Source organism: Bradyrhizobium sp. AZCC 2230 (assembly GCF_036924495.1).
Classification (GTDB): Bacteria; Pseudomonadota; Alphaproteobacteria; order Rhizobiales; family Xanthobacteraceae; genus Bradyrhizobium; species Bradyrhizobium rifense.
On sequence record NZ_JAZHRS010000001.1, the window covers coordinates 5,912,026 to 5,938,067 of the forward strand.

Annotated in this window: 25 protein-coding genes; 16 read left to right on the plus strand and 9 right to left on the minus strand. The window is 64.5% G+C overall.

The features are described from left to right. Positions 1–82: 82 nt before the first annotated feature. Positions 83–2,923: a preprotein translocase subunit SecA gene (secA, locus tag V1280_RS28350; protein WP_334531909.1), complete on the minus strand. Its 2,841-nt coding sequence runs from the start codon at positions 2,921–2,923 to the stop codon at positions 83–85. Between the two features lie 352 nt (positions 2,924–3,275). Between secA and V1280_RS28355 the strand changes: the two genes are divergently transcribed. The 3 genes from V1280_RS28355 to V1280_RS28365 all read left to right on the plus strand — a co-directional run bounded on the left by V1280_RS28355 (position 3,276) and on the right by V1280_RS28365 (position 5,963). Continuing rightward, the gene (locus V1280_RS28355) at positions 3,276–4,202 is read left to right on the plus strand and encodes a peptidylprolyl isomerase (RefSeq protein ID WP_334531911.1); all 927 of its coding nucleotides are present in this window, start codon (positions 3,276–3,278) and stop codon (positions 4,200–4,202) included. Positions 4,203–4,307: 105 nt separating this feature from the next. Next, positions 4,308–5,549, plus strand: a complete 1,242-nt coding sequence (argJ, locus tag V1280_RS28360; protein ID WP_334531913.1) for a bifunctional glutamate N-acetyltransferase/amino-acid acetyltransferase ArgJ — start codon at positions 4,308–4,310, stop codon at positions 5,547–5,549. 3 nt (positions 5,550–5,552) lie between these two features. Then, complete coding sequence (locus V1280_RS28365; RefSeq protein WP_334531915.1) at positions 5,553–5,963, plus strand: (deoxy)nucleoside triphosphate pyrophosphohydrolase; 411 nt, start codon at positions 5,553–5,555, stop codon at positions 5,961–5,963. A 21-nt stretch (positions 5,964–5,984) separates the two neighbouring features. Here V1280_RS28365 and V1280_RS28370 read toward each other — a convergent pair whose 3' ends face one another. Further along, the gene (locus V1280_RS28370; RefSeq protein ID WP_334531918.1) at positions 5,985–6,854 is read right to left on the minus strand and encodes a methyltransferase domain-containing protein; all 870 of its coding nucleotides are present in this window, start codon (positions 6,852–6,854) and stop codon (positions 5,985–5,987) included. Between the two features lie 120 nt (positions 6,855–6,974). Here V1280_RS28370 and V1280_RS28375 point away from each other — a divergent pair, with 120 nt between their 5' ends. The 5 genes from V1280_RS28375 to V1280_RS28395 all read left to right on the plus strand — a co-directional run bounded on the left by V1280_RS28375 (position 6,975) and on the right by V1280_RS28395 (position 9,835). Next, positions 6,975–7,289: an NIPSNAP family protein gene (locus V1280_RS28375; RefSeq protein WP_334531921.1), complete on the plus strand. Its 315-nt coding sequence runs from the start codon at positions 6,975–6,977 to the stop codon at positions 7,287–7,289. Positions 7,290–7,354: 65 nt separating this feature from the next. Then, positions 7,355–8,152, plus strand: coding sequence for a ComF family protein (locus V1280_RS28380; protein ID WP_334531923.1), 798 nt, complete (start codon positions 7,355–7,357; stop codon positions 8,150–8,152). Positions 8,153–8,199: 47 nt separating this feature from the next. After that, positions 8,200–8,475, plus strand: a complete 276-nt coding sequence (gene grxC / locus V1280_RS28385; RefSeq protein ID WP_334531925.1) for a glutaredoxin 3 — start codon at positions 8,200–8,202, stop codon at positions 8,473–8,475. Further along, a complete protein-coding gene (locus V1280_RS28390; RefSeq protein ID WP_334531927.1) occupies positions 8,472–9,362 on the plus strand; it encodes a carbon-nitrogen hydrolase family protein in 891 nt (296 codons plus the stop codon). The genes grxC and V1280_RS28390 overlap by 4 nt, the downstream gene beginning before the upstream one ends. Next, positions 9,359–9,835, plus strand: coding sequence for a DUF1178 family protein (locus tag V1280_RS28395; protein ID WP_334531930.1), 477 nt, complete (start codon positions 9,359–9,361; stop codon positions 9,833–9,835). Before V1280_RS28390 ends, V1280_RS28395 begins: the two co-directional genes overlap by 4 nt. Positions 9,836–9,848: 13 nt before the next feature. Here the strand turns inward: V1280_RS28395 and V1280_RS28400 are convergent, their stop codons facing one another. From V1280_RS28400 to V1280_RS28410, 3 genes are all read right to left on the minus strand, one after another. After that, complete coding sequence (locus tag V1280_RS28400; RefSeq protein WP_334531933.1) at positions 9,849–10,748, minus strand: EamA family transporter; 900 nt, start codon at positions 10,746–10,748, stop codon at positions 9,849–9,851. Between the two features lie 463 nt (positions 10,749–11,211). After that, positions 11,212–11,985, minus strand: coding sequence for a bifunctional 2-polyprenyl-6-hydroxyphenol methylase/3-demethylubiquinol 3-O-methyltransferase UbiG (gene ubiG, locus V1280_RS28405; protein ID WP_187437479.1), 774 nt, complete (start codon positions 11,983–11,985; stop codon positions 11,212–11,214). A 14-nt stretch (positions 11,986–11,999) separates the two neighbouring features. Continuing rightward, positions 12,000–12,470, minus strand: coding sequence for a PH domain-containing protein (locus V1280_RS28410; RefSeq protein ID WP_334531938.1), 471 nt, complete (start codon positions 12,468–12,470; stop codon positions 12,000–12,002). 178 nt (positions 12,471–12,648) lie between these two features. Between V1280_RS28410 and V1280_RS28415 the strand changes: the two genes are divergently transcribed. From V1280_RS28415 to V1280_RS28435, 5 genes are all read left to right on the plus strand, one after another. Continuing rightward, complete coding sequence (locus V1280_RS28415; protein WP_334531942.1) at positions 12,649–13,905, plus strand: aspartate kinase; 1,257 nt, start codon at positions 12,649–12,651, stop codon at positions 13,903–13,905. Between the two features lie 353 nt (positions 13,906–14,258). Continuing rightward, positions 14,259–16,526, plus strand: coding sequence for a phosphoenolpyruvate--protein phosphotransferase (gene ptsP / locus V1280_RS28420; protein ID WP_334531945.1), 2,268 nt, complete (start codon positions 14,259–14,261; stop codon positions 16,524–16,526). Between the two features lie 57 nt (positions 16,527–16,583). Further along, positions 16,584–17,669: a peptide chain release factor 1 gene (prfA, locus tag V1280_RS28425; RefSeq protein WP_334531947.1), complete on the plus strand. Its 1,086-nt coding sequence runs from the start codon at positions 16,584–16,586 to the stop codon at positions 17,667–17,669. Positions 17,670–17,676: 7 nt separating this feature from the next. Further along, complete coding sequence (gene prmC, locus V1280_RS28430) at positions 17,677–18,558, plus strand: peptide chain release factor N(5)-glutamine methyltransferase (RefSeq protein ID WP_334531950.1); 882 nt, start codon at positions 17,677–17,679, stop codon at positions 18,556–18,558. Between the two features lie 463 nt (positions 18,559–19,021). Further along, entirely contained in the window at positions 19,022–19,810 is a 789-nt protein-coding gene (locus tag V1280_RS28435) for a DUF4167 domain-containing protein (RefSeq protein ID WP_334531953.1), read from the plus strand. Between the two features lie 63 nt (positions 19,811–19,873). Here the strand turns inward: V1280_RS28435 and V1280_RS28440 are convergent, their stop codons facing one another. Further along, positions 19,874–20,617: a class I SAM-dependent methyltransferase gene (locus V1280_RS28440; RefSeq protein WP_334531956.1), complete on the minus strand. Its 744-nt coding sequence runs from the start codon at positions 20,615–20,617 to the stop codon at positions 19,874–19,876. A 108-nt stretch (positions 20,618–20,725) separates the two neighbouring features. Between V1280_RS28440 and gloB the strand changes: the two genes are divergently transcribed. After that, positions 20,726–21,493 carry a hydroxyacylglutathione hydrolase gene (gene gloB / locus V1280_RS28445; RefSeq protein ID WP_334531959.1) on the plus strand — a complete coding sequence of 256 codons (768 nt, stop codon included), beginning with the start codon at positions 20,726–20,728 and terminating at the stop codon, positions 21,491–21,493. A 51-nt stretch (positions 21,494–21,544) separates the two neighbouring features. Next, on the plus strand, positions 21,545–21,967 hold the full coding sequence (locus tag V1280_RS28450; protein WP_212303588.1) for a cupin domain-containing protein: 423 nt from the start codon (positions 21,545–21,547) through the stop codon (positions 21,965–21,967). A gap of 10 nt (positions 21,968–21,977) precedes the next feature. Here V1280_RS28450 and yddG read toward each other — a convergent pair whose 3' ends face one another. The 3 genes from yddG to V1280_RS28465 form a co-directional block, all read right to left on the minus strand. Beyond that, positions 21,978–22,847: an aromatic amino acid exporter YddG gene (yddG, locus tag V1280_RS28455; RefSeq protein WP_334531967.1), complete on the minus strand. Its 870-nt coding sequence runs from the start codon at positions 22,845–22,847 to the stop codon at positions 21,978–21,980. Between the two features lie 101 nt (positions 22,848–22,948). After that, positions 22,949–23,674, minus strand: a complete 726-nt coding sequence (gene phbB, locus V1280_RS28460; protein ID WP_334531970.1) for an acetoacetyl-CoA reductase — start codon at positions 23,672–23,674, stop codon at positions 22,949–22,951. Positions 23,675–23,909: 235 nt separating this feature from the next. Next, positions 23,910–25,088: an acetyl-CoA C-acetyltransferase gene (locus V1280_RS28465; RefSeq protein WP_334531973.1), complete on the minus strand. Its 1,179-nt coding sequence runs from the start codon at positions 25,086–25,088 to the stop codon at positions 23,910–23,912. A gap of 306 nt (positions 25,089–25,394) precedes the next feature. On the opposite strand from V1280_RS28465, the gene phaR reads away from it, so the two are divergent. Beyond that, positions 25,395–25,979, plus strand: a complete 585-nt coding sequence (gene phaR / locus V1280_RS28470; protein WP_334531976.1) for a polyhydroxyalkanoate synthesis repressor PhaR — start codon at positions 25,395–25,397, stop codon at positions 25,977–25,979. Positions 25,980–26,042 lie beyond the last annotated feature (63 nt).

The window sequence follows — 26,042 nt, forward strand, 5'->3', positions numbered from 1 at the left end:
GGTCACCCGGTCAAGCCGGGCGACGACAGCGGAAGCTGAGGCGCCAACTTCGCGTCTCAGCCGCATCACAGAGAGCTAGCCGCTAGCCGTACCGCCCGTGGCAGTGCTTGTACTTCTTGCCTGAGCCGCACGGGCAATCCTCGTTGCGGCCGATCTTGCCCCAGCTGGCCGGGCTCTTGGGATCGCGCAACGCGGCGTCGGTGGCCTGCGGGGCCAGCGAAACGTTGGCGACGGCCATTTCGTCTTCGCCGGTGTCCGGGTTGAGCTTGTGCGCTTCCATCGCCGGCAGCATGGGCGCTTCCTGCTCCGGCGGGACGATCTCGACCCGCATCAGCTGCGCGGTGACGGCCTCGCGCAGATGCGCGCTCATCTCCTGGAAGAGGTTGAACGCCTCGGTCTTGTACTCCTGCAGCGGATCGCGCTGGCCGTAGCCGCGCAGGCCGATGACCTGGCGCAGATGGTCGAGCATGATCAGATGCTCGCGCCAGAGATGGTCGAGCGTCTGGAGCAAAATGGTCTTCTCGACGTAACGCATCACGTCGGGACCCCATTGCCCGACCTTGGCCGCCATATGCTCGTCGGCACGGGTCTCGATGCGCTTGAGCAGCTCCTCGTCGGCGATGCCCTCTTCCTTGGCCCAGTCCTCGACCGGCAGGTCGAGATCGAGCACGCGCTTGAGCTCTTCCTTCAGGCCGGCGACGTCCCACTGCTCGGCATAGGCATGCTCGGGCACGTGCTTGGCGACGAGGTCGTCGATGAAGGCGTGGCGCATATCGGTGACGGTCTCGGCGACGCTGTCGTCCTTCATGAGGTCGACGCGCTGGTCGAAGATCACCTTGCGCTGGTCGTTCTGGACGTTGTCGAACTTGAGCAGGTTCTTGCGGATGTCGAAGTTGCGCGCTTCGACCTTCTGCTGCGCCTTCTCCAGGGCCTTGTTGATCCAGGGATGGATGATCGCCTCGCCCTCTTGCAGGCCGAGACGCTGGAGCATGCTGTCGAGGCGATCCGAGCCGAAGATGCGCATCAGATCGTCTTCCAGCGACAGGAAGAATTTTGAGCGGCCGGGGTCGCCCTGACGGCCGGAACGGCCGCGCAGCTGGTTGTCGATGCGGCGGGATTCGTGCCGCTCGGAACCGATGATGTAGAGGCCGCCCGGCTTCTTCACGGTCTTGGCCGGTTTCGAGCCCTTCGCCGGCTCGATCTCGACCGTCTCCTCGGCCTTCAGCACGATGTCGCGGAAGCGCTCGACGTCAGCCTTGATCTGCTCGATCTTCTTGGCCTTCTCGGCCTCATCCTCGATGCCCGCAGTCTCCTTCGGAATGCGCATCTCGAGCGAGCCGCCGAGCTTGATGTCGGTACCGCGGCCAGCCATGTTGGTCGCGATCGTGATCGCGCCGGGCACGCCGGCTTCGGCGACGATATAGGCTTCCTGCTCGTGGAAGCGCGCGTTCAAGACCGCGAACAGCTTTGCCTGCTTGCCGGCGCGCGCCGCAGCATAGAGCTTGTCGAGCGCGTTCTCCTTGCCGAAGTCGATCTGCTTGTAGCCGTTTGATTTGAGGAATTCGGCAAGCACTTCCGACTTCTCGATCGACGCGGTGCCGACCAGCACCGGCTGCAGCCGCGAATTGGCACGCTCGATCTCGGCGAGGATGGCGCCGTATTTTTCCTTCTGGGTGCGATAGACCTCGTCGTCCTCGTCCAGGCGGCCTACCGGCACGTTGGTCGGGATCTCCACGACTTCGAGCTTGTAGATGTCAAAGAGCTCGTCGGCTTCGGTCAACGCCGTGCCGGTCATGCCGGCGAGCTTTTCATACATCCGGAAATAGTTCTGGAACGTGATCGAAGCCAGCGTCTGGTTCTCGGGCTGAACCTGGACGTGCTCCTTCGCTTCCAGCGCCTGGTGCAGGCCTTCCGAATAGCGGCGGCCCTGCATCATGCGTCCGGTGAACTCGTCGATGATCACGACCTCGTCGTCGCGGACGATGTAGTCCTTGTCGCGTGTGAATAGCGTATGCGCACGCAGCGCCTGGTTGATGTGGTGCACGACGGAGACGTTCTCGACGTCGTAGAGCGATTCGCCCTTGAGCTGGCCGGCATCGCGCAGCAGCGTCTCGATCTTCTCCATGCCGGCTTCGGTCAGCGTCACCGTGCGCTGCTTCTCGTCGACGTCGTAATCGGTCTTGTCGAGCTTGGGCAGGAAGCCGTCGATGGTGTTGTAGAAATCCGAACGGTCGTCGAGCGGGCCGGAAATGATCAGCGGCGTGCGCGCTTCGTCGATCAGGATGGAGTCGACTTCGTCGACGATCGCGTAGAAGTGCGGCCGCTGGACCATGTCCTCGAGCCGGTATTTCATGTTGTCGCGCAGATAGTCGAAGCCGTATTCGTTGTTGGTGCCGTAGGTGATGTCGCAGGCATAGGCGGCCTTGCGCTCGGCATCGTCGAGGCCGTGGACGATCACGCCCGTGGTCATGCCGAGGAAGCCGTAGATCTGGCCCATCCAGCTGGAGTCGCGGCGGGCGAGGTAGTCATTGACGGTGACGACGTGGATGCCCTTGCCGGCGAGCGCGTTGAGATAGACCGCGAGCGTTGCGACCAGCGTCTTGCCTTCGCCGGTTTTCATCTCGGCGATGTCGCCCTCATGCAGCACCATGCCGCCGATCAGCTGGACGTCGAAATGACGCTGGCCGAGCGTGCGCTTGGCGGCCTCGCGCACCGTGGCGAAGGCGGGCACCAGGAGGTCGTCCAGCGTCTTGCCCTCGGCGAGCTGCTTCCTGAACTCGGCGGTGCGGGCCTTGAGCTCTTCATCGGAGAGCTTGATGAGTTCGGGCTCCAGCGCGTTGATCGCGCTGACGCGGGACTGATATCCCTTCACCCGCCGGTCGTTGGCGGAGCCGAAAAACTTGCGGGCGAGCGCGCCGATCATGCCTAGTTCCTGTGTTCGCGATTTAACCGCGTTGCAGCCAAGAAGTTGTCACCCGCTTGCCTATCAACTCACCGTGACGCCTGTTGGCGTCAGAGCCCGGACTGCGGGGGTCATCCGCCATATGGGTGGGAATTGGACTAGTCTGGGTTCAACGGCCAAAAACGCAGCAAAATAAACGCCATCGCCATGGTCGCGACCGGGCAGAGATATGGCCCGGTCAGGGCCTTGTCAACGGCGGGCGCATTGCGGCTAATTCATCATTTTGACAGACTTTTCGCGTTGCCAAGCCCCCCTGAATTGGGCGAGTGTCCGCCCCGCTTAAGCAGCCCCTGCTTCAACATAAGGATTTTGCATGACCACCTCGTTCCCGGTAACCACCGGCCAGCGTTTCCGCCACGCGTCCGCCCTGGCTGGCTGCTTTGGCTTGGCAGCCTGCTTGGCGCTGACCCTGGCGTTCGCCGGCCCGCTCCGGGCGGCCGACGATCCGGTCCTGGCGAAGGTCAACGGCGTTGAGATCAAGAAAAGCGACGTCGCCATGGCCGAGGAGGAACTCGGACCGAGCCTGGCCCAGATGGACCCGGCGACCAAGGAGGACAACGTCCTGTCGTTCCTGATCGACATGAAGATCGTGGCCAAGGCCGCCGAGGACAAGAAGGTCGCCGACGGCGAGGAATTCAAGAAGCGGATGGCGTTCGCCCGCAATCGCCTGCTGATGGACAGCCTGCTGGCCCAGGAAGGCAAGGCCGCCACCACCGACGACGCCATGAAGAAGGTCTATGAGGAGGCCTCCAAGCAGATCACCGGCGAGCAGGAAGTGCGCGCCCGCCACATCCTGGTCGAGACCGAGGACGAGGCCAAGGCGGTGAAGGCCGAGCTCGACAAGGGCGCGGATTTCGCCGAGCTGGCCAAGAAGAAATCCAAGGATCCGGGCTCCGCCGACGGCGGCGACCTCGGCTTCTTCACCAAGGAACAGATGGTGCCCGAATTTTCGACTGTTGCGTTCGCGCTCGAGCCGGGCAAGATCTCCGACCCCGTGAAGTCGCAGTTCGGCTGGCACATCATCAAGGTCGAGGAAAAGCGCAACCGCAAGGCGCCGGAGTTCGACCAGGTCAGGCCCCAGATCGAGCAGTACGTCACCCGCAAGGCCCAGGCCGACTACGTCGCCAAGCTCCGCGCCGAAGCCAAGGTCGAGCGGACGGATCAGCCGGCTGCCGACGCCAAGCCGGCCGATGCGGCCAAGCCCTCCGACAGCAAGATGGCGCCCCCCGCCAAGAAGTAAAAATTTGCTGTCACTTCGGTGACGCCAAGGGTATCTAAGCATCGCAATGGCCGGGCATCATCGCCCGGCCATCTGCATATCCAGACCTCACCAAGGCGCCCCGCGATGTCCTCAACCGTCTCCCCGCTCGCCCCGAAGAACGTTCCCGACATGCCCGTGATCGCGGGCGTCCGTCTCGCGACGGCGGAGGCCGGCATCCGCTACAAGAACCGCACCGACGTGCTGCTGGCGATCATGGACAAGGGCACGGCGGTCGCCGGCGTCTTCACCAAGTCGAAGTGCCCGTCGGCCCCCGTCGAATGGTGCCGCGCAAAACTGAAGGGCGGCAAGGCGCGCGCGCTGGTCGTCAATTCCGGCAATGCCAACGCCTTCACCGGCAAGACCGGCCGCGGCTCGACGGCGCTCACCGCAAAGATCGCGGCCAAGGCCGTCGGCTGCAGCGAGAGCGAAATCTTCCTGGCCTCGACCGGCGTGATCGGCGAGCCGCTGGACGCGACCAAGTTCGACGGCGTGCTGGGACGCCTCGCCGAGACCGCGGAAGCCGGCGATTACCTCGCCGCCGCCAAGGCGATCATGACCACCGACACATTCCCCAAGGTCGCGACCGCGACCGTGAAGCTCGGCAAGGCCAAGGTCACCATCAACGGCATGGCCAAGGGCGCCGGCATGATCGCCCCCGACATGGCGACGATGCTGTCCTTCATCTTCACCGACGCGCCGATCGCGCCCGCCGCGCTGCAGGCGCTGCTCAAGGCCGGCGTCGAAGACACCTTTAATGCGGTCACCATCGACGGTGACACCTCGACCTCGGATACGCTGCTGGCTTTCGCCACCGGCGCTGCCGCCGAGCACGGCGCACCGAAGATCAGCCGCGCCAGCGATCCGCGCCTGAAGGCCTTCACCAAGGCCTTCAACCAGATCCTCGCCAACCTCTCCGAGCAGGTCGCCCGCGACGGCGAAGGCGCGCGAAAACTGGTCGAGATCACCGTCGAGGGCGCCAAGACCAAGGCCTCCGCACGCAAGATCGCCATGTCGATTGCCAACTCGCCGCTGGTGAAGACCGCAATCGCCGGCGAGGACGCCAATTGGGGCCGCGTGGTGATGGCGGTCGGCAAGGCTGGCGAGCCGGCCGATCGCGACAAGCTCTCGATCGCCTTCAACGGCATCCGCGTCGCCAAGAGCGGCGCGCGCGATCCGTCCTATGACGAGGCGCAGGTGTCGGAGGCGATGAAGGCCCCGGAGATTGCGATCAAGGTGTCACTCGGCCTCGGCAAGGGCCGCGACCGCGTGCTGACCTGCGACCTCACCAAGGAATATGTCGCGATCAACGGCGATTATCGGTCCTAGGTCATGGCCGACCTGAAGCTGACACTGGTGGTGGCGTGCGCGCTGGTCGACGCCGACAAGCGCGTGCTGATCGCGCAGCGCCCCGAAGGCAAGACGCTCGCCGGCCTGTGGGAATTTCCCGGCGGCAAGCTGGAGCCGGGCGAGCGCCCGGAACAGAGCCTGATCCGCGAGCTCAACGAGGAACTCGGCATCACCGTCGCCGAGCCGTGCCTGGCGCCGCTGACCTTTGCGAGCCACGGCTACGAGACCTTTCATCTGTTGATGCCGCTCTATATCTGCCGGCGCTGGGAAGGGATCGTCGAGGCCCGCGAAGGCCAGAAGCTGGCCTGGGTCCGCGCCAACAAGCTGCGCGACTATCCGATGCCGCCGGCGGACATTCCGCTGATCCCGCATTTGATTGATCTGCTGATGTGAGGCCGGACCTCATCCTGGGGATTACTCCTTCCCCGCCTTCTTCACCGCCTCCGCCAGGCTCGCTTTCGCCGATCCCGGCTTCAGCGGCTGCTGCTGGCTTGCATGCGGCGCCCAGCCGGAGAGCCAGATGATGTCGAACGTCGCACGAATGCGGCCGTCGGCATCGGCAAAGCGCTCAGCATAAATTTCGGCCATGCGCAGCAATGTCGCGCGGCGACTCGGCATGCGCCGCCGTTCGATCAGCACATTGGCCGCGCCCATGCGGCGGAGATCCTGCATCAGCGCAAACGCGCTGGAATAACGCACCACGACGCGGTCGACATCGGTGACCGGCAGCGCAAAGCCCGCCCGCTGCAACAGTGCGCCGATGTCGCGCAGATCGGCGAACGGCGCCACCCGCGGCGACACGCCACCCTCGCATTCGGCCTCCGCCGCGGCGAACGCTTGCCGCAGCTCGGTCAGGCTGTCGCCACCGATCATCGCGGCAAGCAGCAGCCCGTCCGGCTTCAGCGCACGGCGAACCTGCGCGAGCACGCCCGGAAGATCGTTGACAAATTGCAACGCCAGCGCGGTGACGACAAGATCGAGGCTTTCCGGCGCGAAGGGCAATTTCTCCGAGCCCGCCGCATCGAGCGCGATCCGTTCGATGGACGGCAGCCGCGCGCGCAGCGTTGCGAGCCCCTCACCGGGCGTCCAGAGATCAGCCGGCGCGTGAAATTCACGCATAACCGCCGCCAACCTGTCGGACATGTCCTCGGCGACCCGATCGAGCAGGAAGCTCACGGCACCTTGCGCCTGAGCACGGCGCTGCCGCGCGCGCAGCAAGGCACGATCGAACAAGGCAGGCGGGGTTTGCGGGTTTGTGGCCATGGCGCTGGTTACGCCGATCATGCTGGTTCTGGCAATCCGTTGCGTGTGGCGCTAGCCTCCTCTCATGAAAGCCGACACCGGCCTCTCGCGTTCCAAGCTGACAACGCGCGCCAGGTTCGCGGCGCGCCGGAGCATCCGACGATGATCACCTGTTACCTGCGATACGAGGTCCCTCCGGACAAGCTCGCCGAATTCGAAGCTTACAGCAGGATGTGGCTGGAACTGGTGCCAAGATTCGGCGGCGTCCACCACGGCTACTTCCTGCCGTCGGAAGGGGCGAGCGACGTCGCGCTCGCGATGTTCAGCTTCCCGAGCTTCGCGGCCTACGAACAGTACCGGAAAGACAGCGCCGAAGATCCGGATGTTCAGAAAGCGATCGCCTTCGCAAAGCAAACGCGCTGCTTCCGCCGTTATGAGCGATCATTCTTCCGGCCAGTGCTCCCGAAAGAGCCATAGGCCGGGCACGGACAAGAGCTGCCCATTGGCTTGAGCGTGGCGCAAGACGGCGCTAGCCTTGCCCAATGGACGCCGAGGCATCACCACCACGCTCCATTTCCAGCCATCTGCGCGGCGCGCTCGGGGCCTGTCGCGACGTGTTGGCGCATCTACCAAGGTTTGCGCTCGACATTGCGCTGCCGACGCTGTGCGTGTCCTGCCGCGAGCCGGTGGATGGCGAGGGCGTGTGCGCGGCGTGCTGGGCAAGGCTGTCGTTCATTGAACGGCCCTACTGCCCGCGGCTCGGCATTCCCTTCGTCTATGATCCCGGCCCCGACATGCTGTCGATGGAGGCGATCGCGAGTCCGCCTGCCTATCAGCGGGCACGCGCGGCGGTGCGCTATGACGATGTCGCGCGCACGCTGGTCCATGCGCTGAAATACCAGGACCGCACGGATCTCGCGCCCGCCATGGGCCGCTGGATGGCGCGCGCGGGCGGCGAACTGCTTGCCGGCGCCGACATGCTGGTGCCGGTGCCCCTGCATTGGCGCCGGGCCTGGCGCCGCCGCTACAACCAGTCCGGCGCGCTGGCGCACATCATCGCGCGACAGAGCGGGGTCAGGGTGCGGGGCGAGGTGCTGCGTCGGGTGCGCGCCACCGAGCAGCAGATCGGCCTGTCGCGGGCCCAGCGCGCCACCAATGTGCAGGGCGCATTCCAGGTATCCCAAGACCGCCAGGCCGACGTCCAGGGCCGGCGCATCATCCTGGTCGATGATGTCCTGACATCAGGTGCGACGCTGGATGCCTGCGCACGTGCGCTTCTTCGCGCCAAGGCGGCCCGGGTCGACGTGCTGGTCTTTGCCCGGGTTGTCGAGAGCCGGTAAACTCCCATATAATTCAACAAATTCATGACATGAGAGCGCTGGACGCCATGACCGCTGCTGTCGAGATCTACACCAGGCCGGGATGCGGCTACTGTTCCGCTGCCAGGTCGCTTCTGACCCGCAAGAAGGCGACCTTCACGGAATTCGACGTTGCCCAGAACCCGTCCTGGCGCGACGAGATGTACGACCGCGCCGGCGAGGGCTCGACCTTCCCGCAGATCTGGATCGGCGGAACCCATATCGGCGGCTGCGACGACCTCTACGCGCTCGACCGCGAAGGCAAGCTCGACGGCATACTCGAGAGCGTCAAGGCGGTCTCATGAGCCAAGATCAAGCTCAGGATCGCACCTTCACCGCGGCCATGATTCAGATGCGCACCGGGCTGATGCCCGAGCCGAGCCTTGCGCAGGCAACCAAGCTGATCCGGGAAGCGGCTGCCAAGGGCGCCGACTACGTGCAGACACCCGAAGTCAGCAACATGATGCAGCTGAACCGCAAGGCGCTGTTCGAGCATCTGCAGAGCGAAGAGGACGATTCCTCGCTGAAGGCGTATCGCGCGCTCGCGGCCGAGCTGAAGATCCACATCCATGTCGGCTCGCTGGCGCTGCGCTTCTCGCCGGAGAAGGCGGTCAACCGCTCCTTCCTGATCGGGCCCGAGGGCAACGTGCTCGCGAGCTACGACAAGATCCACATGTTCGACATCGAGCTGCCCGACGGCGAGAGCTATCGCGAATCCGCCAATTACCAGCCGGGCGAGACCGCGGTGATCTCCGACCTGCCCTGGGGCCGCGTCGGGCTGACGATCTGTTACGATGTGCGCTTCCCCGCGCTCTACCGCGCACTCGCCGAGAGCGGCGCGTATTTCATCACCGTGCCCTCCGCCTTCACCCGCAAGACCGGCGAGGCGCACTGGCACATCCTGCTGCGCTCACGCGCGATCGAGACCGGCTGCTTCATCTTCGCAGCTGCCCAGGCAGGCACCCACGAGAACAAGCGCGAGACCTATGGCCACTCGCTGATCATCGATCCCTGGGGCGAGATTCTCGCCGAAGGCGATGTCGAGCCCGGCATCATCATGGCCAAGATCGACCCGGCCAAGGTCGAGACCGCACGCCGCGCGATCCCCTCGCTCCAGCACGGCCGCCGCTTCGGCGTCTCCGATCCCAAGGCCGGGCCGGATCATCTGCATCTGGTGCGGGGATCGGCATGATCCGCTACGCGCTCCATTGCGACCGCAAGCACGCGTTCGAGAGCTGGTTCCAGAGCTCGTCGGCCTACGATTCGCAGGTGAAGCGCAAGCTCGTGACCTGCCCGATCTGCGGCTCGGCCAAGGTCGACAAGGCGATCATGGCGCCGCGCATCGTCGGCAAGAAGGGGCGCGCGGCACCGCCGCCGGAGCCGACCGCGACGCCCGCGCCCGAGGCTGCGCAGCCCGGATCCACCTCGCTGATGATGGCGCAGGAGCGCGAGCTCCGTGCCAAGCTGAAAGAGCTGCGCGACCACATCGTCAAGAACGCCGACAATGTCGGCGAGCGCTTTGCCAACGAAGCCCGCGCGATGCATTACGGCGACAAGGAGCACCGCCCGATCTACGGCGAGGCCTCGCCCGACGAGGCAAAATCGCTGATCGACGAGGGCATCGAAGTGTCGCCGCTGCCGACGCTGCCGGAAGACAGGAACTGAGGCGCGAAGCGCGTCAGAAGCCAACCAGCAGCGCCACGCCGACCACGATCAGCACGATGCCAAAGATCTCGCGCGGCGCGATCGGCTGCTTGAAGGAGTAATACGCCACGGCTTGCGCGAACAGCACCTCGATCAGCGCGAGCGTGCGGACATTGGCGGCGGCCGTCAGCGCAAACGCCAGAAACCAGAATTGCGAGGCGAAGGCGCCCATGAAGCCCGCGAGCAGCGACGGTCGCCAGAGCCCCAGGATCGACTGCAGCACCTTTGGCGCACGCCAGAGCAGGTAGATCGTCAGGATCAGCGTCTGCACGAACAGGCCGAGCACCAGCGTGAACGAGGCCGCGGTCACGAACGACACGCCCGGCACGTTGATGATGGCGCCGCGGAAGCCGACGGCGGAGAGCGCGAAGGCCGCGGCCGCAACCAGGCCGGTGATCGTCGGCTTCAATTCCGCAAAACTCTTCTCGCCGCCTGGCCGCAGCGCGGTGATGACGACGCCGACGGTCGCGATCACGATCGCCAGCACCTTCAGCCATGTCAGATGATCGCCGAGAAAGACGAAGCCGAAGATCGCGGTCTGGATCGCCTCGGTCTTCAGATACGCCGTCGTCACCACGAAGGAGCGGTCGTTCATCGCGAGCAGCATCAGCCCGGTGGCGACGATCTGGCTGAGCGCGCCGAGCAGCAGCCACGGCCAGAACACGGTCGGCGGCATGCCGATGTGATCGCCGGTCGCGACCAGCACAACGCCCAAGAACAGCAGCGAGAACGGGAAGCCGAACAGAAAGCGAATATTGGTCGCGCCCCACGTCCCCAGCGGCTTCGTCAGCGATCGCTGCATCGCATTGCGCGCGACCTGGCCGAGCGCAGCAACGACGGTGAAGGGAATCCAGAGGCTGGTGATGGTGAACATGGGGTGGGAGTGCTAACGCAGGACAGAGATTGCAGCCAACCTGCAAGCTGAGACCAGCGCGGTCAACCACACGAATGTCATGGGAGCGATGCCCGCACCACAAACTCCGCTGTCGTCCCCTGCGAACGCAGGGACCCATAACCCCAGGGAGCAGTTTTGCGAGGGCCGCCAACCCGCGCATCTTACACCGTCCGCCCACCGATAGATTCCGCGGTATGGGTCCCTGCGTTCGCACTAGGGCATACACATATCTTTTCGAGCCGAAAAATCGACTCGTAATCGATGACTTGGTCGCTACTCAATGACGAAAATTCGCGAAGGCAGCTTCGCAAGAATTCGCCATTTTACTGCGTTGATGAGCCAAGTCGTTGATAAGACTCTGGAAGATATGTGCATCCACTAGTGCGTTCGCAGGGACGACACTGTCCGAGAGGCGAATGCTCGCATCCTACTCGCAGCGCCCTCACACCATCCCTTCCGCCACCACCATGTAGTTCACGTCCATATCCGACGAGAGCGTCCATTTGTCGGCGAAGGGGGAGTAGACGACGCCGGTCTGCTCGGTGATGACGAGGCGGTTGTCGAGGAGATATTTGGTCAGCTCGTCGGGGGTGACGAACTTGTTCCACTCGTGGGTGCCGCGCGGCAGCCAGCGCAGGACGTATTCGGCGCCGACGATGGCGAGCGCAAAGCTCTTCCAATTGCGGTTGAGGGTGGACACGACCATCAGGCCGTTGGGCTTCAGCATCGCGGCGCAGCGCTTCAGGAAGACGCCGACGTCGACGACGTGCTCGACCACCTCCATCGCCAGCACGATGTCGAAGCGCTCGCGCGGGTCGATCTCCTCCACCGTGGTGCAGCGATAGTCGATCGACAGATGGCTCTTGTCGGCATGCAGCTTCGCCGCCGCGATGTTGCTGGCCGAGGGATCGACGCCGATGACCTGCGCACCCAGCCGCGACAGCGGCTCGCACAACAGGCCGGCACCGCAGCCGATGTCGAGCACGCGCAGGCCGCCGAGGCAGTTGAGGCTGCGCACATTGCGCTCGAACTTGCGGCAGGCGGCGTCGCGGATATAGCCGAGCCGCAACGGATTGATCCGGTGCAGCGGCGCCATCTTGCCCTTGGGGTCCCACCACTCGGCCGAGAGTTTTGAGAATTTCGCGATCTCGGCGGCGTCGACGGTCGAGCCCGGCGGGGGGCTCGCGGTTGCGGAAGTATCTTGCTGCATGCTCATGGTTGGGCGCGGTCCTACCGCGTGGTGATCGAACTACGGAAGGCCAGTGGCGAGGCGATGGTTTTGATCGTCTCGATCCCCTCACCGACGCCGCGAATGGTCACGTCGCCGTAGTTGAGAATTCGTCCAAGAATGGTCTGATCAACATCGACGCTCTCGACCTTGTCCAGCGCCATCTCGAAGGTGCGGCGCTTGATGAAGCCGGTCTTGTGGACAACCCGGAGGTTGGTGACGTCGGTCTCGGTGGTGAAGCGATGGAACCAGCCCTTCAGGGTCCAGAACAGGGCGGCCAGCGCCACCAGGCCGGAGCCGAACAGGCAGAGGATCATCACGCTATAAATATCGATCATCTGGCGGGAGGCCACGAACAGGGCGAGAGCCACGATCCAGGCCAGAATGGCCGGAAAATAGAAGATCCAGTGCGCATTGGTCGAATACAGCACCCGCTCGCCGGGCTGCAGGATCTCGTCGATGTAGCGCGCCATGATCTCGGTTAACCCATACCCCCGGCTGGACCTGAAGCCTGCTGGACCTGAAGCCTGCCCCCGCAGGAACCCGCTTGCCCCCGGCCCCGCCGCTATGTATACGCGCGGTCGGTGTCCGCAGGCACCCGTCCATTGCGGGTCACCATACTGATCCTTATGAGGGAATGCACGCGTCGTCATGAGCCGCCTCGTGATGAAATTCGGCGGCACGTCCGTCGCCAACATCGAACGTATCCGCAACGTCGCACGCCATGTGAAGCGTGAGGTCGACGCCGGCCACGAAGTGGCTGTGGTCGTCTCGGCGATGTCGGGCAAAACCAACGAGCTGGTGGCTTGGTGCACCGAGGCATCGCCGATGCATGACGCGCGCGAATATGACGCCGTCGTCGCCTCCGGCGAACAGGTGACCTCGGGCCTGCTGGCCATCGTGCTGCAGGGCATGGGCATCCAGGCCCGCTCCTGGCAGGGCTGGCAGATCCCGATCAAGACCAGCGACGCCCATGCCTCGGCCCGGATCGAGGACATCGACGGCAGCGAGATCATCACCCGCTTCAGGGATCGCAAGGAGGTCGCGGTCATCGCCGGCTTCCAGGGCATCGATCCCAAGACCAACCGCATCACCACGCTCGGCCGCGGCGGCTCCGACACCTCGGCCGTGGCGATCGCCGCCGCCGTCAAGGCCGACCGCTGCGACATCTACACCGACGTCGACGGCGTCTACACCACCGACCCGCGAATCGTGCCGAAGGCCAAGAGGCTCGACAAGATCGCATTTGAAGACATGCTGGAACTGGCCTCCCAGGGCGCGAAAGTGCTCCAGGTGCGCTCGGTGGAACTCGGCATGGTCCACAACATGCCGATCTTCGTGCGCTCGAGCTTCGACAAGCCCGAGGATATCGACCCGCATGCCAACCAGCCGCCCGGCACGCTGATCTGCGGCGAGGAGGAGATCATGGAAAACCACGTCGTCACCGGCATCGCCTTTTCGAAGGACGAGGCCCAGATCTCGGTGCGCCAGATCGAGGACAAGCCCGGCGTGGCGGCGTCGATCTTCGGCCCGCTCGCGGATGCCAATATCAACGTCGACATGATCGTTCAGAACGTGTCCGAGGACGGCAAGACCACCGACCTCACCTTCACGGTGCCGGCGGCCGACTACAACCGCGCCAAGGACACGATTACCGCCGCCAAGGCCACGATCGGCTATAAGAGGCTGGATACCGCGACCGACGTCGCCAAGATCTCGGTGATCGGCAGCGGCATGCGCAGCCATGCCGGCGTCGCCGCCCAGGCGTTTTCGGCCCTCGCCGGACGGAATATCAACATCCGGGCCATTACAACCTCCGAGATCAAGTTCTCGGTTTTGATCGACACCGCCTATACCGAGCTTGCGGTACGCACGCTGCACACGCTCTACGACCTCGATCAGGCCTAAAGCGCGACTGTCGTCGCGCTTCAGGTTGCTGTTTGAGCATGGTCTTTCCGGAAAACCGCTTCGCACTTTTCCGGACCATGCTTAGGCTAATTTTCTCTTAGCGGTCGCAGCAAACGCGAAGGTGTACACACCTTCGCGTTTGGCAGGCGTTTTGCTTGGCAAAACAAGCCTCAATTCGCTATACGGCGAAGAGGGTGGGCTGCCGCAGACTGTGTCCCAGTTCAGGCTGCTGATTCGGTGCAAGCGGTTGTTTGCGCCTGCGCCGGACAGACAATTTGATTGTTTTTCTGGAATTTTAGGCCAGCCGCCGGCCAATATCGCCGGGTCGGGCAGACGGAGGAGATTGACGGTTCATGCGGAGCGCGTCGGGAGGTCCCCGCGTCTTGTTGAGACGGCTCCGCGAAACCATGGCGGAGCAGGTCTCGGCCCAGGAGCGGCTGGACAAGATCGTGGTGCTGATCGCCGCCAACATGGTGGCCGAGGTCTGCTCGGTCTATGTGCTGCGCATCGACAATACCCTCGAGCTCTACGCCACCGAAGGCCTCAACCGCGAGGCCGTGCACCATACGGTGCTGAGCGCCCATGAGGGCCTGGTCGGCCTTGTCGCCAGCGAGGCAACGCCGCTCAATTTGAACGACGCCCAAAGCCATCCGGCCTTCTCGTTCCGCCCGGAGACCGGCGAAGAAATTTACCACTCGTTCTTGGGCGTGCCGATCCTGCGCGCCGGCAATACGCTCGGCGTGCTGGTGGTGCAGAACCGCGCCAAGCGCACCTATGTCGAGGAAGAGCTCGAGGCGCTGCAGACCACCGCCATGGTGCTGGCGGAGCTGATTGCGTCGGGCGAATTGTCCGCGCTCGCTCAGCCCGGCGCCGAGCCGGCCGCGCGCCATTCCACCCAGAAGGCCGGCGCAATCCTCTCGGAAGGCATCGCGCTCGGCCATGTCGTGCTGCACGAGCCGCGCGTCGTCATCAAGGACTACATCGCCGAGGACCTGCCCAAGGAGATCAAGCGGCTCGACACCGCGCTCGCCAAGCTGCGCTCGGATCTCGACCGGATGCTCGAGCGCGGCGACGTCGCCGAGGGCGGCGAGCACCGCGACGTGCTCGAAGCCTACCGCATGTTCGCCAACGACCAGGGCTGGTCGCACAAGCTGCACGAGGCGGTCGCCACCGGCCTCACGGCGGAAGCCGCGGTCGAACGCGTCCAGTCCGACACCCGCGCCCGCATGCTGCGCGTCACCGATCCTTATCTGCGCGATCGGCTGCACGATCTCGAGGATCTCGGCTACCGCCTGATGCGGCAGCTGGTCGGCCAGGACCATGCGCCCTCGCGCGAGCAGATGCCCGACAACGCCATCGTTATCGCACGCGCGATGGGACCGGCGGCGCTGCTCGATTATGATCGCAAGCGCCTGCGCGGCATCGTGCTGGAGGAAGGCACGGCCAACTCCCACGTCTCGATCGTGGCGCGCGCGCTCGGAATCCCTGCGGTCGGCGAGGTGCCGAACGCGACGGGCATCGCCGACCCCGGCGACGCCATCATCGTCGACGGCACCTCGGGCGCGATCTATGTGCGGCCCTCGCAGGAAGTCGAGGCGGCCTATGCCGAGCGCGTGCGCTTCCGCGCCCGCCGCCAGGCGCAATATCTGGCGCTGCGCGACCGGCCCTGCGTCACCAAGGACGGCCAGACGGTCGAGCTGATGATCAATGCGGGTCTCGCCATCGACCTGCCGCATATCGAAGACACCGGCAGCGCCGGCATCGGCCTGTTCCGCACCGAGCTGCAATTCATGGTCGGCCAGAGCCTGCCGCGCACCAGCGACCAGCTTGCGCTCTATCGCACCGTGCTGGATGCGGCAGGCCACAAGCCCGTCACCTTCCGCACCCTCGACATCGGCGGCGACAAGGCGCTGCCCTATATGGAGACGGTGATCGAGGAAAATCCCGCGCTCGGTTGGCGCGCGATCCGGCTCGGGCTCGACCGTCCCGGCCTGTTGCGCGGCCAGATCCGCGCGCTGCTGCGCGCCGGCGGCGGCCGCGCGCTGCGCATCATGTTCCCGATGATCTCGGAGGTCGCCGAGTTCGATTCGGCGAAGGCCCTGGTCGAGCGCGAGCTGACCTATCTGCGCCAGCACGGCCACACGCTGCCGGAGCGCATCGACATCGGCACCATGGTCGAGGTGCCGGCGCTGCTCTACCAGCTCGACGAGCTCCTGAAGAAGGTCGACTTCATCTCGGTCGGATCCAACGATCTATTCCAGTTCCTGTTCGCGGTCGATCGTGGCAATGCCAAGGTCTCCGAGCGCTTCGACACCATGTCGACGCCGATCCTGCGGGCGCTGCGCGACATCGCGCGCAAGTCGCTGGACGCGAAGAAATCGCTGTCGCTTTGCGGCGAGATGGCCTCGAAGCCGATCGGCGCACTGGCGCTGATCGCGATGGGCTACCGTTCGCTGTCGCTGTCGGCGACCGCACTCGGCCCGGTCAAGGCGATGGTGATCGACCTCGATGCCAAGAAGGCCGAAGCGATGCTTGGGCCGCTGCTGGATGCGCCGGCCGGCAGCGTCTCGATCCGGCAGAAGCTGACGGAATTTGCCGAGGCCGAAGGCCTGGCGTTGTAGCGGGCCTGCCGCCCGTCTTCGCCGCCTCGCCTCCCTCCGCCTTTTGAGACCAAACCGATGTCGTCACTCCCCGAAGCCAAACTTGACGTCCTGCTCGCGCATCACGCCTCGCTCGAGGCCGAATCGCTGGGACAGCTTTCCTCCGAACGCTATGTGCAGGTGACGCGCGAGCTCGCCGAGATCACCCCGCTGATCGAGGCGGTGAAGACTTATCGCGCTGCCGTGAAGGAGCTCGCCGACACCGAGGCGCTGATCGCGGACCCCGCGACCGATGCCGAGATGCGCAGCATGGCGGAAGCCGAGCGCGACGAGCTCAATCCTAAGATCGACGATCTGGTCCAGAAGATCCGCGTCGCGCTGCTGCCCAAGGACGCCATGGACGACCGCAACGTCGTGCTGGAAATCCGCGCCGGCACCGGCGGCGACGAGGCCTCGCTGTTTGCCGGCGATCTGTTCCGGATGTACGAGCGCTTTGCCGCCCTGCAGGGCTGGAAGGTCGAGGTGATCTCCGCGAGCGAAGGCACCGTCGGCGGCTTCAAGGAAATCATCGCGGAAGTGCAGGGCCGCGGCGCGTTCTCGAAGCTGAAGTTCGAGTCCGGCGTGCACCGCGTGCAGCGCGTGCCCGACACCGAAACGCAGGGGCGCATCCACACCTCCGCTGCAACCGTCGCGGTGCTGCCCGAAGTCGAGGATGTCGACGTCGAGATCAAGAACGACGATCTGCGCATCGAGACCATGCGCGCGCAGGGCGCGGGCGGCCAGCACGTCAACAAGACCGAATCGGCGATCCGCATCACGCACATCCCAACCGGAATCGTGGTGATGATGCAGGACAGCCGCTCGCAGCATAAGAACCGTGCCTCCGCCATGAACATCCTGCGCTCGCGCATCTACGACGCCGAACAGCAGCGCGTCGATGCCGCGCGCTCGGCCGAGCGCAAAGAGAAGGTCGGCTCCGGCGACCGCAGCGAGCGCATCCGTACCTATAATTTCCCGCAAGGCCGCGTCACCGACCACCGCATCAATCTGACGCTCTACAAGCTGCCGCAGGTGATCGCCGGCGAAGCGCTCGGCGAATTGACCGATGCGCTGACCACCGAGCACCAGGCCGCGCAGCTCGCCGCACAAGGCGCAGCCGCGTGACGGGCGCGTGAGCAATCCCCTCACCGCACACTCGATCGAAAGCGCGCGGCGCGCGCTCGCAGCACGGCTGAGATCGGCGGGGCTCGACGAAGCCGAGCTCGACGCGCGCATCCTGCTCGGCGCGGTTCTCAGCCTCGATCTGACCGGCCTGATCTCGCAGGCCGCCCGTCCGCTCACGGAAGCCGAGGCGACGCAGCTCGCGGGCTATGCGCAGCGGCGCATCAGCGGCGAGCCGGTTGCGCGCATTCTCGGCACGCGGGAATTCTGGGGCCTGCCGTTTCGATTGTCGGAAGCAACCCTGGTCCCACGACCCGACACCGAGACCGTGGTCGAGCGCGCGCTCGAAATGTTTCGCGAGCAGAGCTTGTCTCATCCGCCGCGTATCGCCGACATCGGCACCGGGTCCGGCGCCATCCTGCTCGCACTGCTGCACGAGATTCCCGATGCGTTCGGCGTCGGCACCGATCTCAGCATGACCGCGCTTCATACCGCCAGGAGCAATGCCGCCGCGCTCGGCCTTGCCGATCGCGCGGCGTTCGTCGCCTGCTCCTATGCATCGGCGCTTCGCGGTCCGTTCGATCTGATCGTGTCGAACCCGCCCTATATTCCTGCCGGGGAAATTCCGAAACTGAGCATCGAGGTCCGCGAGCACGATCCGCATTTGGCGCTCGACGGCGGCAATGACGGCTATGACGCGTATCGCGCCCTGATTCCGCAGGCGGCCGAGCGGCTCGTGCCGGGCGGCGCCCTGATCGTCGAGGCCGGACAGGGCCAGGCCGGCGATATCCAGGCCTTGATGGCGGCCGCCGCGTTATCGATCGACAGGCCGCCCAGGGCCGACCTGGCGGGTATCCTGCGGGCCGTCTCGGCCCGAAAAATGCCCTCATAAAAGCCGGATTGGGCTCGAAAAAACCTCTTGGAATATCCCTTGGGAACGACTACCTTCCCGTCAGCACATCGGTGTCGGCCCCGTAGACCTACGGGCGAAAGCCGGGCTCTCAGACGAGAGCTTCACTGATTTAAGGTTCCAAGCCGCAGGTCCTGTGAAGCGCGATGGCCCATTGAGGTACGCTGCTTTCCGACCGCAACGTGAACGAAAGCCTGATATTGCGCTTGAAGACTTACGCAGCAAAGCAGGGCTTGTTTCGGCAGGCGATATGAATGGGTTCGCTGGCAATGACTGCTGGCGGGTGGGGAACGCGTCTTTGTTGAACGCGACGGTCGACGAACATCGGCAGGGTTCAATCCGCTCTTGCGCGCGGTGCGCGTGAGGCATGTGAACCGCTGTCATCAGGTCACTCCGAGCAATCAGTAATGCGTGCAACCTTTAGGGCTGGAATTAAAGGCAGGACATGAGAAACGGTCAGAACAAGCAGCGGATGCGCAACCGCAACAACAATAACAATAACAACAACAATAACCGGCGCGGCCAGAACCCGATGACCCGGGTCTACGAATCGAACGGCCCCGACATCAAGATCCGCGGCACCGCCTCGCACATCGCCGAAAAATATCTTCAGCTTGCGCGTGACGCGCGCTCCTCGGGCGACCCGGTCGCCGCCGAAAACTACTACCAGCACGCCGAGCATTATTTCCGCCTGATCGCGGCGGCGCAGGAACAGTTCCGCCAGAACCAGCAGCCGCGCGGCGACGAGCCCATCAGCACCAGCAGCGGTGACGACGGCGAGGACGACGGCGAGAATTTCTCGAATTTCGGCCAGGAGCCGGGCTTCGTTCCGCAGCCTCCGCAGCAGCAACAGCCCTATCAGCGTGACGGCCAGCGCGATCACAATCGCGACTATCAGCAGCGCGACAATAACCAGCAGCCCTATGTTCGCGACCAGCAGCCGCGCGAGCACCGCGAACGCGACCATCGTCCGCAGCCGCAATATCAGCAGCCGCAACCGCCGAACCAGCCGCAGCCTGTCATCGCCGACGCCGGCAATGTCGACCGCCTGCCGTCCTTCATCACCGGCGCGCAGCCACCGCAGACGAACAGCGCTCCGGGCGGCTTCGAAGCTGGCAATGGCGGCGGTGGCGAACGTTTCCCGCGGCGGCGCCGCCGGCCGCATAACGGCCCGCGCCCCGAGCGCGAGGCTGCTCCTGCCGCTTCCGGCGACGATCTCGCCCCCAGCGAGTAAGCTGCAACCAAATCCTGGATTGACGATGCATGATCGTCCCGGCCTCGCCGGGACGATTTGTTTTCAGCTCCGCCTCACCGTCGTCGAGGACGGCACCAGCACCGGCTTCAATGAGGGAATCAGCCGCGCCCGTTCGCGCTTGGCGGGGATCGCGCGATAGACCTGCTTGGTCGCTTCGACGATGTGGACGCCGGCAAACGGCAGCGACAGCGCAGCACCAGCGCGCTCCCACATCTGCGCCGATTTCAGCACCCAGCGGCCCGCGTAAGGCGGCATGAACAAGGCCTCGCCCCAGCCGGTCGGCGTGAACCAGGTCTGGCGCAACAGGTCCGTGATCTGGGAGCGCGAATAGGGACGGCCGTGGCCAAACGGCGTGTTGTCGCTGCGCGTCCACACGCCGCGCCTGTTCGGGATCACCGCCATGACGCGGCCGGACGGCGACAGCACCCGCCAGACCTCCCGCAACAGCGCGGCCGGATCGTCCGACATCTCGAGCGCATGGACCAGCAGGATGCGGTCGACCGCGGCGTCGGGAAGCGGCAGCGAGAACTCATCGACCAGCGCAGCCAGCGCGGGCCGGCCCGTGGGCCATTTCAACACGCCCTGGGCCGCCGGCATGAAGGCGATACAGCGCTCCGCGTCCTCGCGGAACAGGCCGAGATAGGGCGTCGGATAGCCGATGCCGAGCACGCGCTGGCCCTCGGCGTTCGGCCAGCGCTCCCGGATGCCGCGATTGATCATCTGCCGCGCCACAATCCCGAGGCGGCGGGAATAGAACTCGCGAAGGTCGACGACATCGATGGTCATGACGGCAATGTAACATGCACAAGGCGGCGGCCGCGCGCGGAATATTGCATTGCCTGCGCAACGTTAACGCCATATTTGTCTGACGGGGCTGAGCGCAATGGAGATGTCATGGCCGCCGAAATTCGTACTTTCACCTGTTTAAACGACAATTTCGGTTATCTGATCCACGATGCGGAAACCAAGGCAACCGCCTCGATCGACGCACCGGAAGCCGGTCCCATCATCAAGGCGCTGGAGCGCGAGGGCTGGCAGCTCACCGATATCCTGATCACCCATCATCATGGCGATCATGTCGGCGGGGTCGCCGAACTCAAGCAGAAATACAATTGCCGCGTCGTCGCGCCGCATGACAAGACGACGAAAATTGCCGATGTCGATTTGCGTGTCGCCAATGCCGACGTGGTCAAGGTCGGCACGCTGCTCGGGCGCGTGCTGGAAACGCCCGGCCACACGCTCGACCATATCTCCTACGTGTTCGACACCGAGAAGACGCTGTTCGCCGCCGATACGCTGTTCTCGATCGGCTGCGGCCGCGTGTTCGAGGGCAACTACCCGATGATGTGGGACTCGCTGTTGAAGCTGCGGGCCCTGCCCGACGACTTCAAGCTCTATTGCGGCCACGAATACACGGCCTCCAACGTCAAGTTCGCGCTGACCGTCGATCCCGACAATGCGGCCCTCCAGGCGCGCGCGGCTGACGTGACGAGGCTGCGGGCGGAGAACAAGCCGACCATTCCCTCACTGCTTGGTGATGAGAAGCGAGCAAACGTGTTCCTGCGCGCTGATGAACCGTCGGTCGCAGCCAGGCTACACATGAAGGGCGCGGATGCCGCCGCAGTGTTCGGCGAGCTGCGCGAGCGCAAGAACAAATCCTGAAGCACAAGTCCTGAAGACCGAGTTCTGACGACCAAGTCCTGACGGGGATCGATGCCGACTGCAGCCGAGATCATCGCGCGCCTTGAGCTCCGCCCGCACCCCGAGGGCGGACATTATCGCGAGACCTTTCGCGACCAGACCACCGACGCCAACGGCCGCTCGCGCTCGACCCTGATCTACTTCCTGCTTGCGCGCGGCGAGCGCTCGCACTGGCATCGCATCGATGCGGTCGAGACCTGGCACTATTATGCCGGCAGCCCGCTGACGCTGCGCATCGCCCATGAGGGCTGCTCCCAGCACGAGGTACGGCTCGGCACGGACCTTGTGAGCGGCGAGCGGCCGCAGGCCATCGTGCCGGCGGATGCGTGGCAGATGGCGGAAACCACCGGCGAGTGGACGCTGGTCGGCTGCACCGTGGCGCCCGCCTTCGAGTTCGCAAAATTCGAACTCGCGCCGAAGGGCTGGGAGCCTTAACCCCGGACTCTCACCGCTTCTTCAGCACCATGTCCTTTGCCGCGATCAGGCCGCCGCCGGCGATCAGAATTGCGGCGATCGCAATGTTGGCACTGGCTTTGGCAAAGCCGGCGGCGATGAGGAAGCCGGTCGAGAGCAGCGGCGTCGCGTAGGAGGCGGCGCCGAGCACGCGGATGTCGCCGCGCTTCATGCCGATGTCCCAGGCGTAGAATGCAGCACCGACGGGACCGATGCCGAGTGCGATCACGGCAAGCCATTGCAAATTCGTCTCGGGCCACACCGTGGTTTCGAGCAGACCATGCATCAGCGCCGCAAGCAGGGATGTGGCGAGGCAGAAGCCTGCGACCGCGTCGGTCGGCACCGCCTTCAATCGCCGTGACAGCACCGAATAGGTCGCCCAGACGAAGGCGGCGATGAAGGCCGCGATCAATCCCGGCACCGCGCCCGGCGCGAAGCCGGAGGTATTGCCGGCAAACAGCAGCACGGTCCCGACAAGGCCGAGCACGGCGCCGACGATGTGATGCACGGCGAGCCGCTCGCCCGGCAGGAACGACGAGAACAGCACGATCAGCAGCGGCCACATGTAGTTCAGAAGGCCGGCTTCGGCCGGCGGCGCGAAGCGCAGTGCGAGGAAATAGAGCGCGTGATAGCCGAACAAGCCGCCGACGCCGACGAGCCACACGACGAGCGGCTGACGCAGGCTTTTCGCGGCGTCGCCGCGGCCAATCCAGGTGAGGAGGCCGACGAGACCGCCGATGGCAAAGGTCATCGCAGCGAGTTGGAACGCCGGGATCTTTCCGGTCGCCACCGTCATCACGGAGAGCAGCGACCACATCAGGATCGCGGTCAGTCCGATCAGTGTGGCGGTGCGCGGGGTCATGGATCAAAGGGCTCTGAGGACGCTTATGCCCGGCACGGGGCCGGGCATTTGCGTCTTCACTATCGCCTTGTCACGCCCAACGCTACAGGCTTGACGCCATATCAGGCGTGATACTGACCGCCATTAATGGTCAGGGTCGAGCCGGTGATGAAGCCGGCCTCGTCGGCCGCGAGGAACACGACCGCGCGCGCGATCTCTTCGGGCTCGCCGAGCCGGTTGACCGGAATCTGCGGGATCACGTTCTTTTCCAGAACGTCCTTCGGCACGGCCTGCACCATCTCGGTGTTGATATAGCCAGGTGCAATGGCGTTGACGGTAATGCCGCCCTTGGCATTCTCGATGGCGAGCGCCTTGGTGAAGCCGATGTCGCCGGCCTTTGCCGCGGAATAATTGACCTGACCGAACTGCCCCTTCTGGCCGTTGATCGACGAGATCGAGATGACGCGGCCGAACTTGCGCGCGCGCATGCCTTCGATCACCTGACGGGTCATGTTGAACAGCGAGCCGAGATTGGTGTTGATCACCGCGTTCCACTGCTCGAGCGTCATCTTGTGGAAGGCGGTGTCGCGGGTGATGCCGGCATTGTTGACGAGTACATCGACCGGGCCGAGCTCGGCCTCGACCTTCTTCACGCCGTCGGCGCAGGCATCGAAATTGCTGACGTCCCATTTGTAGACGGCGATGCCGGTCTCGGCCTTGAACTTCTCCGCCGCCGTATCATTGCCGGCATAGCTCGCCGCGACCTTGTAGCCGGCCGCCTTCAGCGCCTTGCTGATCGCAGCTCCGATGCCCCGCGTACCACCCGTCACCAATGCAACTCGTGCCATATCGTATTCCTTCCCTTGGACTCTTCGGACGTTTCTGAGTGATGGTTTTTGGTGGTGGATTATGCGGTTGGTTTGACGGACATCAAGAACAAAACGCCCGGCGTTGAGCCGGGCGTTTGTATTTAGTCGAGGCTAGCGCAGTTGCGAAGAATATTTGATTTGCAACCGCTGCCTTTTTAGTCGCGTGCAACGCACTAACTGACGCGTGCAGCGCACGCGTCAGTTAAGTGTAAGTTCAGTCGCGCGCCAGACACATCGCGATACCCATGCCGCCGCCGATGCACAGCGTCGCGAGGCCCTTCTTCGAATCACGCTTCTGCATTTCGTGCAGCAGCGTCACCAGCACGCGCGCGCCGGAAGCGCCGACCGGATGGCCGATCGCGATCGCGCCACCGTTGACGTTGACCTTGGAAGTGTCCCAGCCGAGGTCCTTGTTGACGGCGCAAGCCTGCGCCGCGAAGGCTTCGTTGGCCTCGATCAGATCGAGATCGCCGACGCTCCAGCCGGCCTTCTTCAGCGCGGCGCGCGAGGCCGGGATCGGGCCCGAGCCCATGATCTTCGGATCGACGCCGGCCTGTGCCCAGGACACGATGCGCGCGAGCGGCTTCTTGCCTTCCTTGGCGGCCTGCTTGGCCGTCATCAGCACCACGGCGGCAGCGCCGTCATTGATGCCCGAGGCCGAGCCTGCGGTGACCGTGCCTTCCTTCTCGAAGGCGGGACGAAGCTTCGCCATCGCGTCGAGCGTGGCACCATGGCGCGGATATTCGTCGGCGCTGACGACGACATCGCCCTTGCGGCCCTTGATGGTGACGGGGACGATTTCGTCGTTGAACTTGCCGGCCTTCTGCGCCGCTTCGGCCTTCTGCTGCGAGGCGACCGCGAATTCGTCCTGCTGGGCACGGGTGATCTGCCACTGCCGCGCGACGTTCTCGGCGGTGTTGCCCATGTGGTAGCCGTTGAAGGCATCCCACAGGCCATCCTTGATCATGGTGTCGACGAACTCGACCGGGCCCATCTTGACGCCGCCGCGCAGATACTGGGCGTGCGGAGCCATGCTCATGGACTCCTGGCCGCCGGCAACCACGATCTCGGAATCACCGTTGAGCAGCGCCTGATAGCCGAGCGCAACCGTGCGCAGGCCCGAGCCGCAAAGCTGGTTGACGCCCCAGGCCGGGCTCTCCACGGGAATACCGGCCATGATCGAGGCCTGGCGGGCCGGGTTCTGGCCCTGAGCGGCGGTCAGAATCTGGCCCATGATGACTTCGGAGACCCGGCCGGGTTCGATGCCACCGCGCTCCAGCGCGGCCTTGATGGCGATCGCGCCGAGATCGTGGGCGGGAAGGGTCGCGAAGGCTCCGTTGAAGCTGCCGACCGGGGTGCGGGCGGCGCTGACGATGACGACATCGTCTGACATGGGCATCTCCTGGGGTTGAAAGGGGGGCAGACGGGGCTGGGAAACGGCTCGCCAGTCTCGAATGGCATCCTGTTAACGTCGTTGCGGCATGTCAATCGGCAGCTGGCCGAATTCATGCCGCAACGCATTCAAAATAGCGTTCTTGGCGATTTCGCAAGCACGTTTTTGCTGTGCAATTAACCGTGCCGCACAAAACGGTAGCGTGACCCCTTTGAAAATGCTTATTTTGTTGCGTTGCGTACTCTTCCCGCCCTGCGGCATTTGCCCTGCAGGTTCCCGTTCTCAGCGTCTTTGAAGTGAGAGCCCATGGCGAAATCAGACCAACCCACCACCATCAAGAAATACGCGAACCGCCGGCTCTATAACACCGGAACGAGCACCTACGTGACGCTGGAAGACCTCGCCGCCATGGTCAAGGACGGCGAAGATTTCCTGGTCTACGACGCCAAGTCCGGCGACGACATCACCCGCTCCGTGCTCGCCCAGATCATCTTCGAGCAGGAGAACAAGGCCGGCCAGAACCTCTTGCCGACCACCTTCCTGCGCCAGCTGATCCGCTTCTACGGCGACAGCATGCAGATGGTGGTGCCGAAATATCTGGAGCAGTCGATCGCGACGCTGACCCAGGAGCAGGAGAAGTTCCGCAAGCAGATCGCCAACTCGCTGTCCGGAACTCCGTTTGCGCCACTGGAGGAACAGGTCCGCCGCAATATGGAGTTGTTTCAGCAGACCTTCTCGATGTTCAAGCCGTTTGTCCCCACGCCGGGCCGCGCCGAGCCGGAGCCCGATGCGAGCGCCGAGCCGGCCAAGGACACCAACATCGACGACCTGCGCCAGCAGATGAAGGACATGCAGGAACGTCTCGAAAAGATGTCGAAGAAGGACGAGTAGGTCTTTCGTAAAGCGCGCCAGCCGCGGGCGAGCCCTCGGCTGCTTTGCCCGACTGTTTCTCCA

Bases quoted from the DNA above. Each gene is read 5' to 3' on its own strand.
- secA (WP_334531909.1), bottom strand. From the start codon at position 2,923: ATGATCGGCGCGCTCGCCCGCAAGTTTTTCGGCTCCGCCAACGACCGG.
- V1280_RS28355 (WP_334531911.1), top strand. From the start codon at position 3,276: ATGACCACCTCGTTCCCGGTAACCACCGGCCAGCGTTTCCGCCACGCG.
- argJ (WP_334531913.1), top strand. From the start codon at position 4,308: ATGTCCTCAACCGTCTCCCCGCTCGCCCCGAAGAACGTTCCCGACATG.
- V1280_RS28365 (WP_334531915.1), top strand. From the start codon at position 5,553: ATGGCCGACCTGAAGCTGACACTGGTGGTGGCGTGCGCGCTGGTCGAC.
- V1280_RS28370 (WP_334531918.1), bottom strand. From the start codon at position 6,854: ATGATCGGCGTAACCAGCGCCATGGCCACAAACCCGCAAACCCCGCCT.
- V1280_RS28375 (WP_334531921.1), top strand. From the start codon at position 6,975: ATGATCACCTGTTACCTGCGATACGAGGTCCCTCCGGACAAGCTCGCC.
- V1280_RS28380 (WP_334531923.1), top strand. From the start codon at position 7,355: ATGGACGCCGAGGCATCACCACCACGCTCCATTTCCAGCCATCTGCGC.
- grxC (WP_334531925.1), top strand. From the start codon at position 8,200: ATGACCGCTGCTGTCGAGATCTACACCAGGCCGGGATGCGGCTACTGT.
- V1280_RS28390 (WP_334531927.1), top strand. From the start codon at position 8,472: ATGAGCCAAGATCAAGCTCAGGATCGCACCTTCACCGCGGCCATGATT.
- V1280_RS28395 (WP_334531930.1), top strand. From the start codon at position 9,359: ATGATCCGCTACGCGCTCCATTGCGACCGCAAGCACGCGTTCGAGAGC.
- V1280_RS28400 (WP_334531933.1), bottom strand. From the start codon at position 10,748: ATGTTCACCATCACCAGCCTCTGGATTCCCTTCACCGTCGTTGCTGCG.
- ubiG (WP_187437479.1), bottom strand. From the start codon at position 11,985: ATGAGCATGCAGCAAGATACTTCCGCAACCGCGAGCCCCCCGCCGGGC.
- V1280_RS28410 (WP_334531938.1), bottom strand. From the start codon at position 12,470: ATGGCGCGCTACATCGACGAGATCCTGCAGCCCGGCGAGCGGGTGCTG.
- V1280_RS28415 (WP_334531942.1), top strand. From the start codon at position 12,649: ATGAGCCGCCTCGTGATGAAATTCGGCGGCACGTCCGTCGCCAACATC.
- ptsP (WP_334531945.1), top strand. From the start codon at position 14,259: ATGCGGAGCGCGTCGGGAGGTCCCCGCGTCTTGTTGAGACGGCTCCGC.
- prfA (WP_334531947.1), top strand. From the start codon at position 16,584: ATGTCGTCACTCCCCGAAGCCAAACTTGACGTCCTGCTCGCGCATCAC.
- V1280_RS28435 (WP_334531953.1), top strand. From the start codon at position 19,022: ATGAGAAACGGTCAGAACAAGCAGCGGATGCGCAACCGCAACAACAAT.
- V1280_RS28440 (WP_334531956.1), bottom strand. From the start codon at position 20,617: ATGACCATCGATGTCGTCGACCTTCGCGAGTTCTATTCCCGCCGCCTC.
- gloB (WP_334531959.1), top strand. From the start codon at position 20,726: ATGGCCGCCGAAATTCGTACTTTCACCTGTTTAAACGACAATTTCGGT.
- V1280_RS28450 (WP_212303588.1), top strand. From the start codon at position 21,545: ATGCCGACTGCAGCCGAGATCATCGCGCGCCTTGAGCTCCGCCCGCAC.
- yddG (WP_334531967.1), bottom strand. From the start codon at position 22,847: ATGACCCCGCGCACCGCCACACTGATCGGACTGACCGCGATCCTGATG.
- phbB (WP_334531970.1), bottom strand. From the start codon at position 23,674: ATGGCACGAGTTGCATTGGTGACGGGTGGTACGCGGGGCATCGGAGCT.
- V1280_RS28465 (WP_334531973.1), bottom strand. From the start codon at position 25,088: ATGTCAGACGATGTCGTCATCGTCAGCGCCGCCCGCACCCCGGTCGGC.
- phaR (WP_334531976.1), top strand. From the start codon at position 25,395: ATGGCGAAATCAGACCAACCCACCACCATCAAGAAATACGCGAACCGC.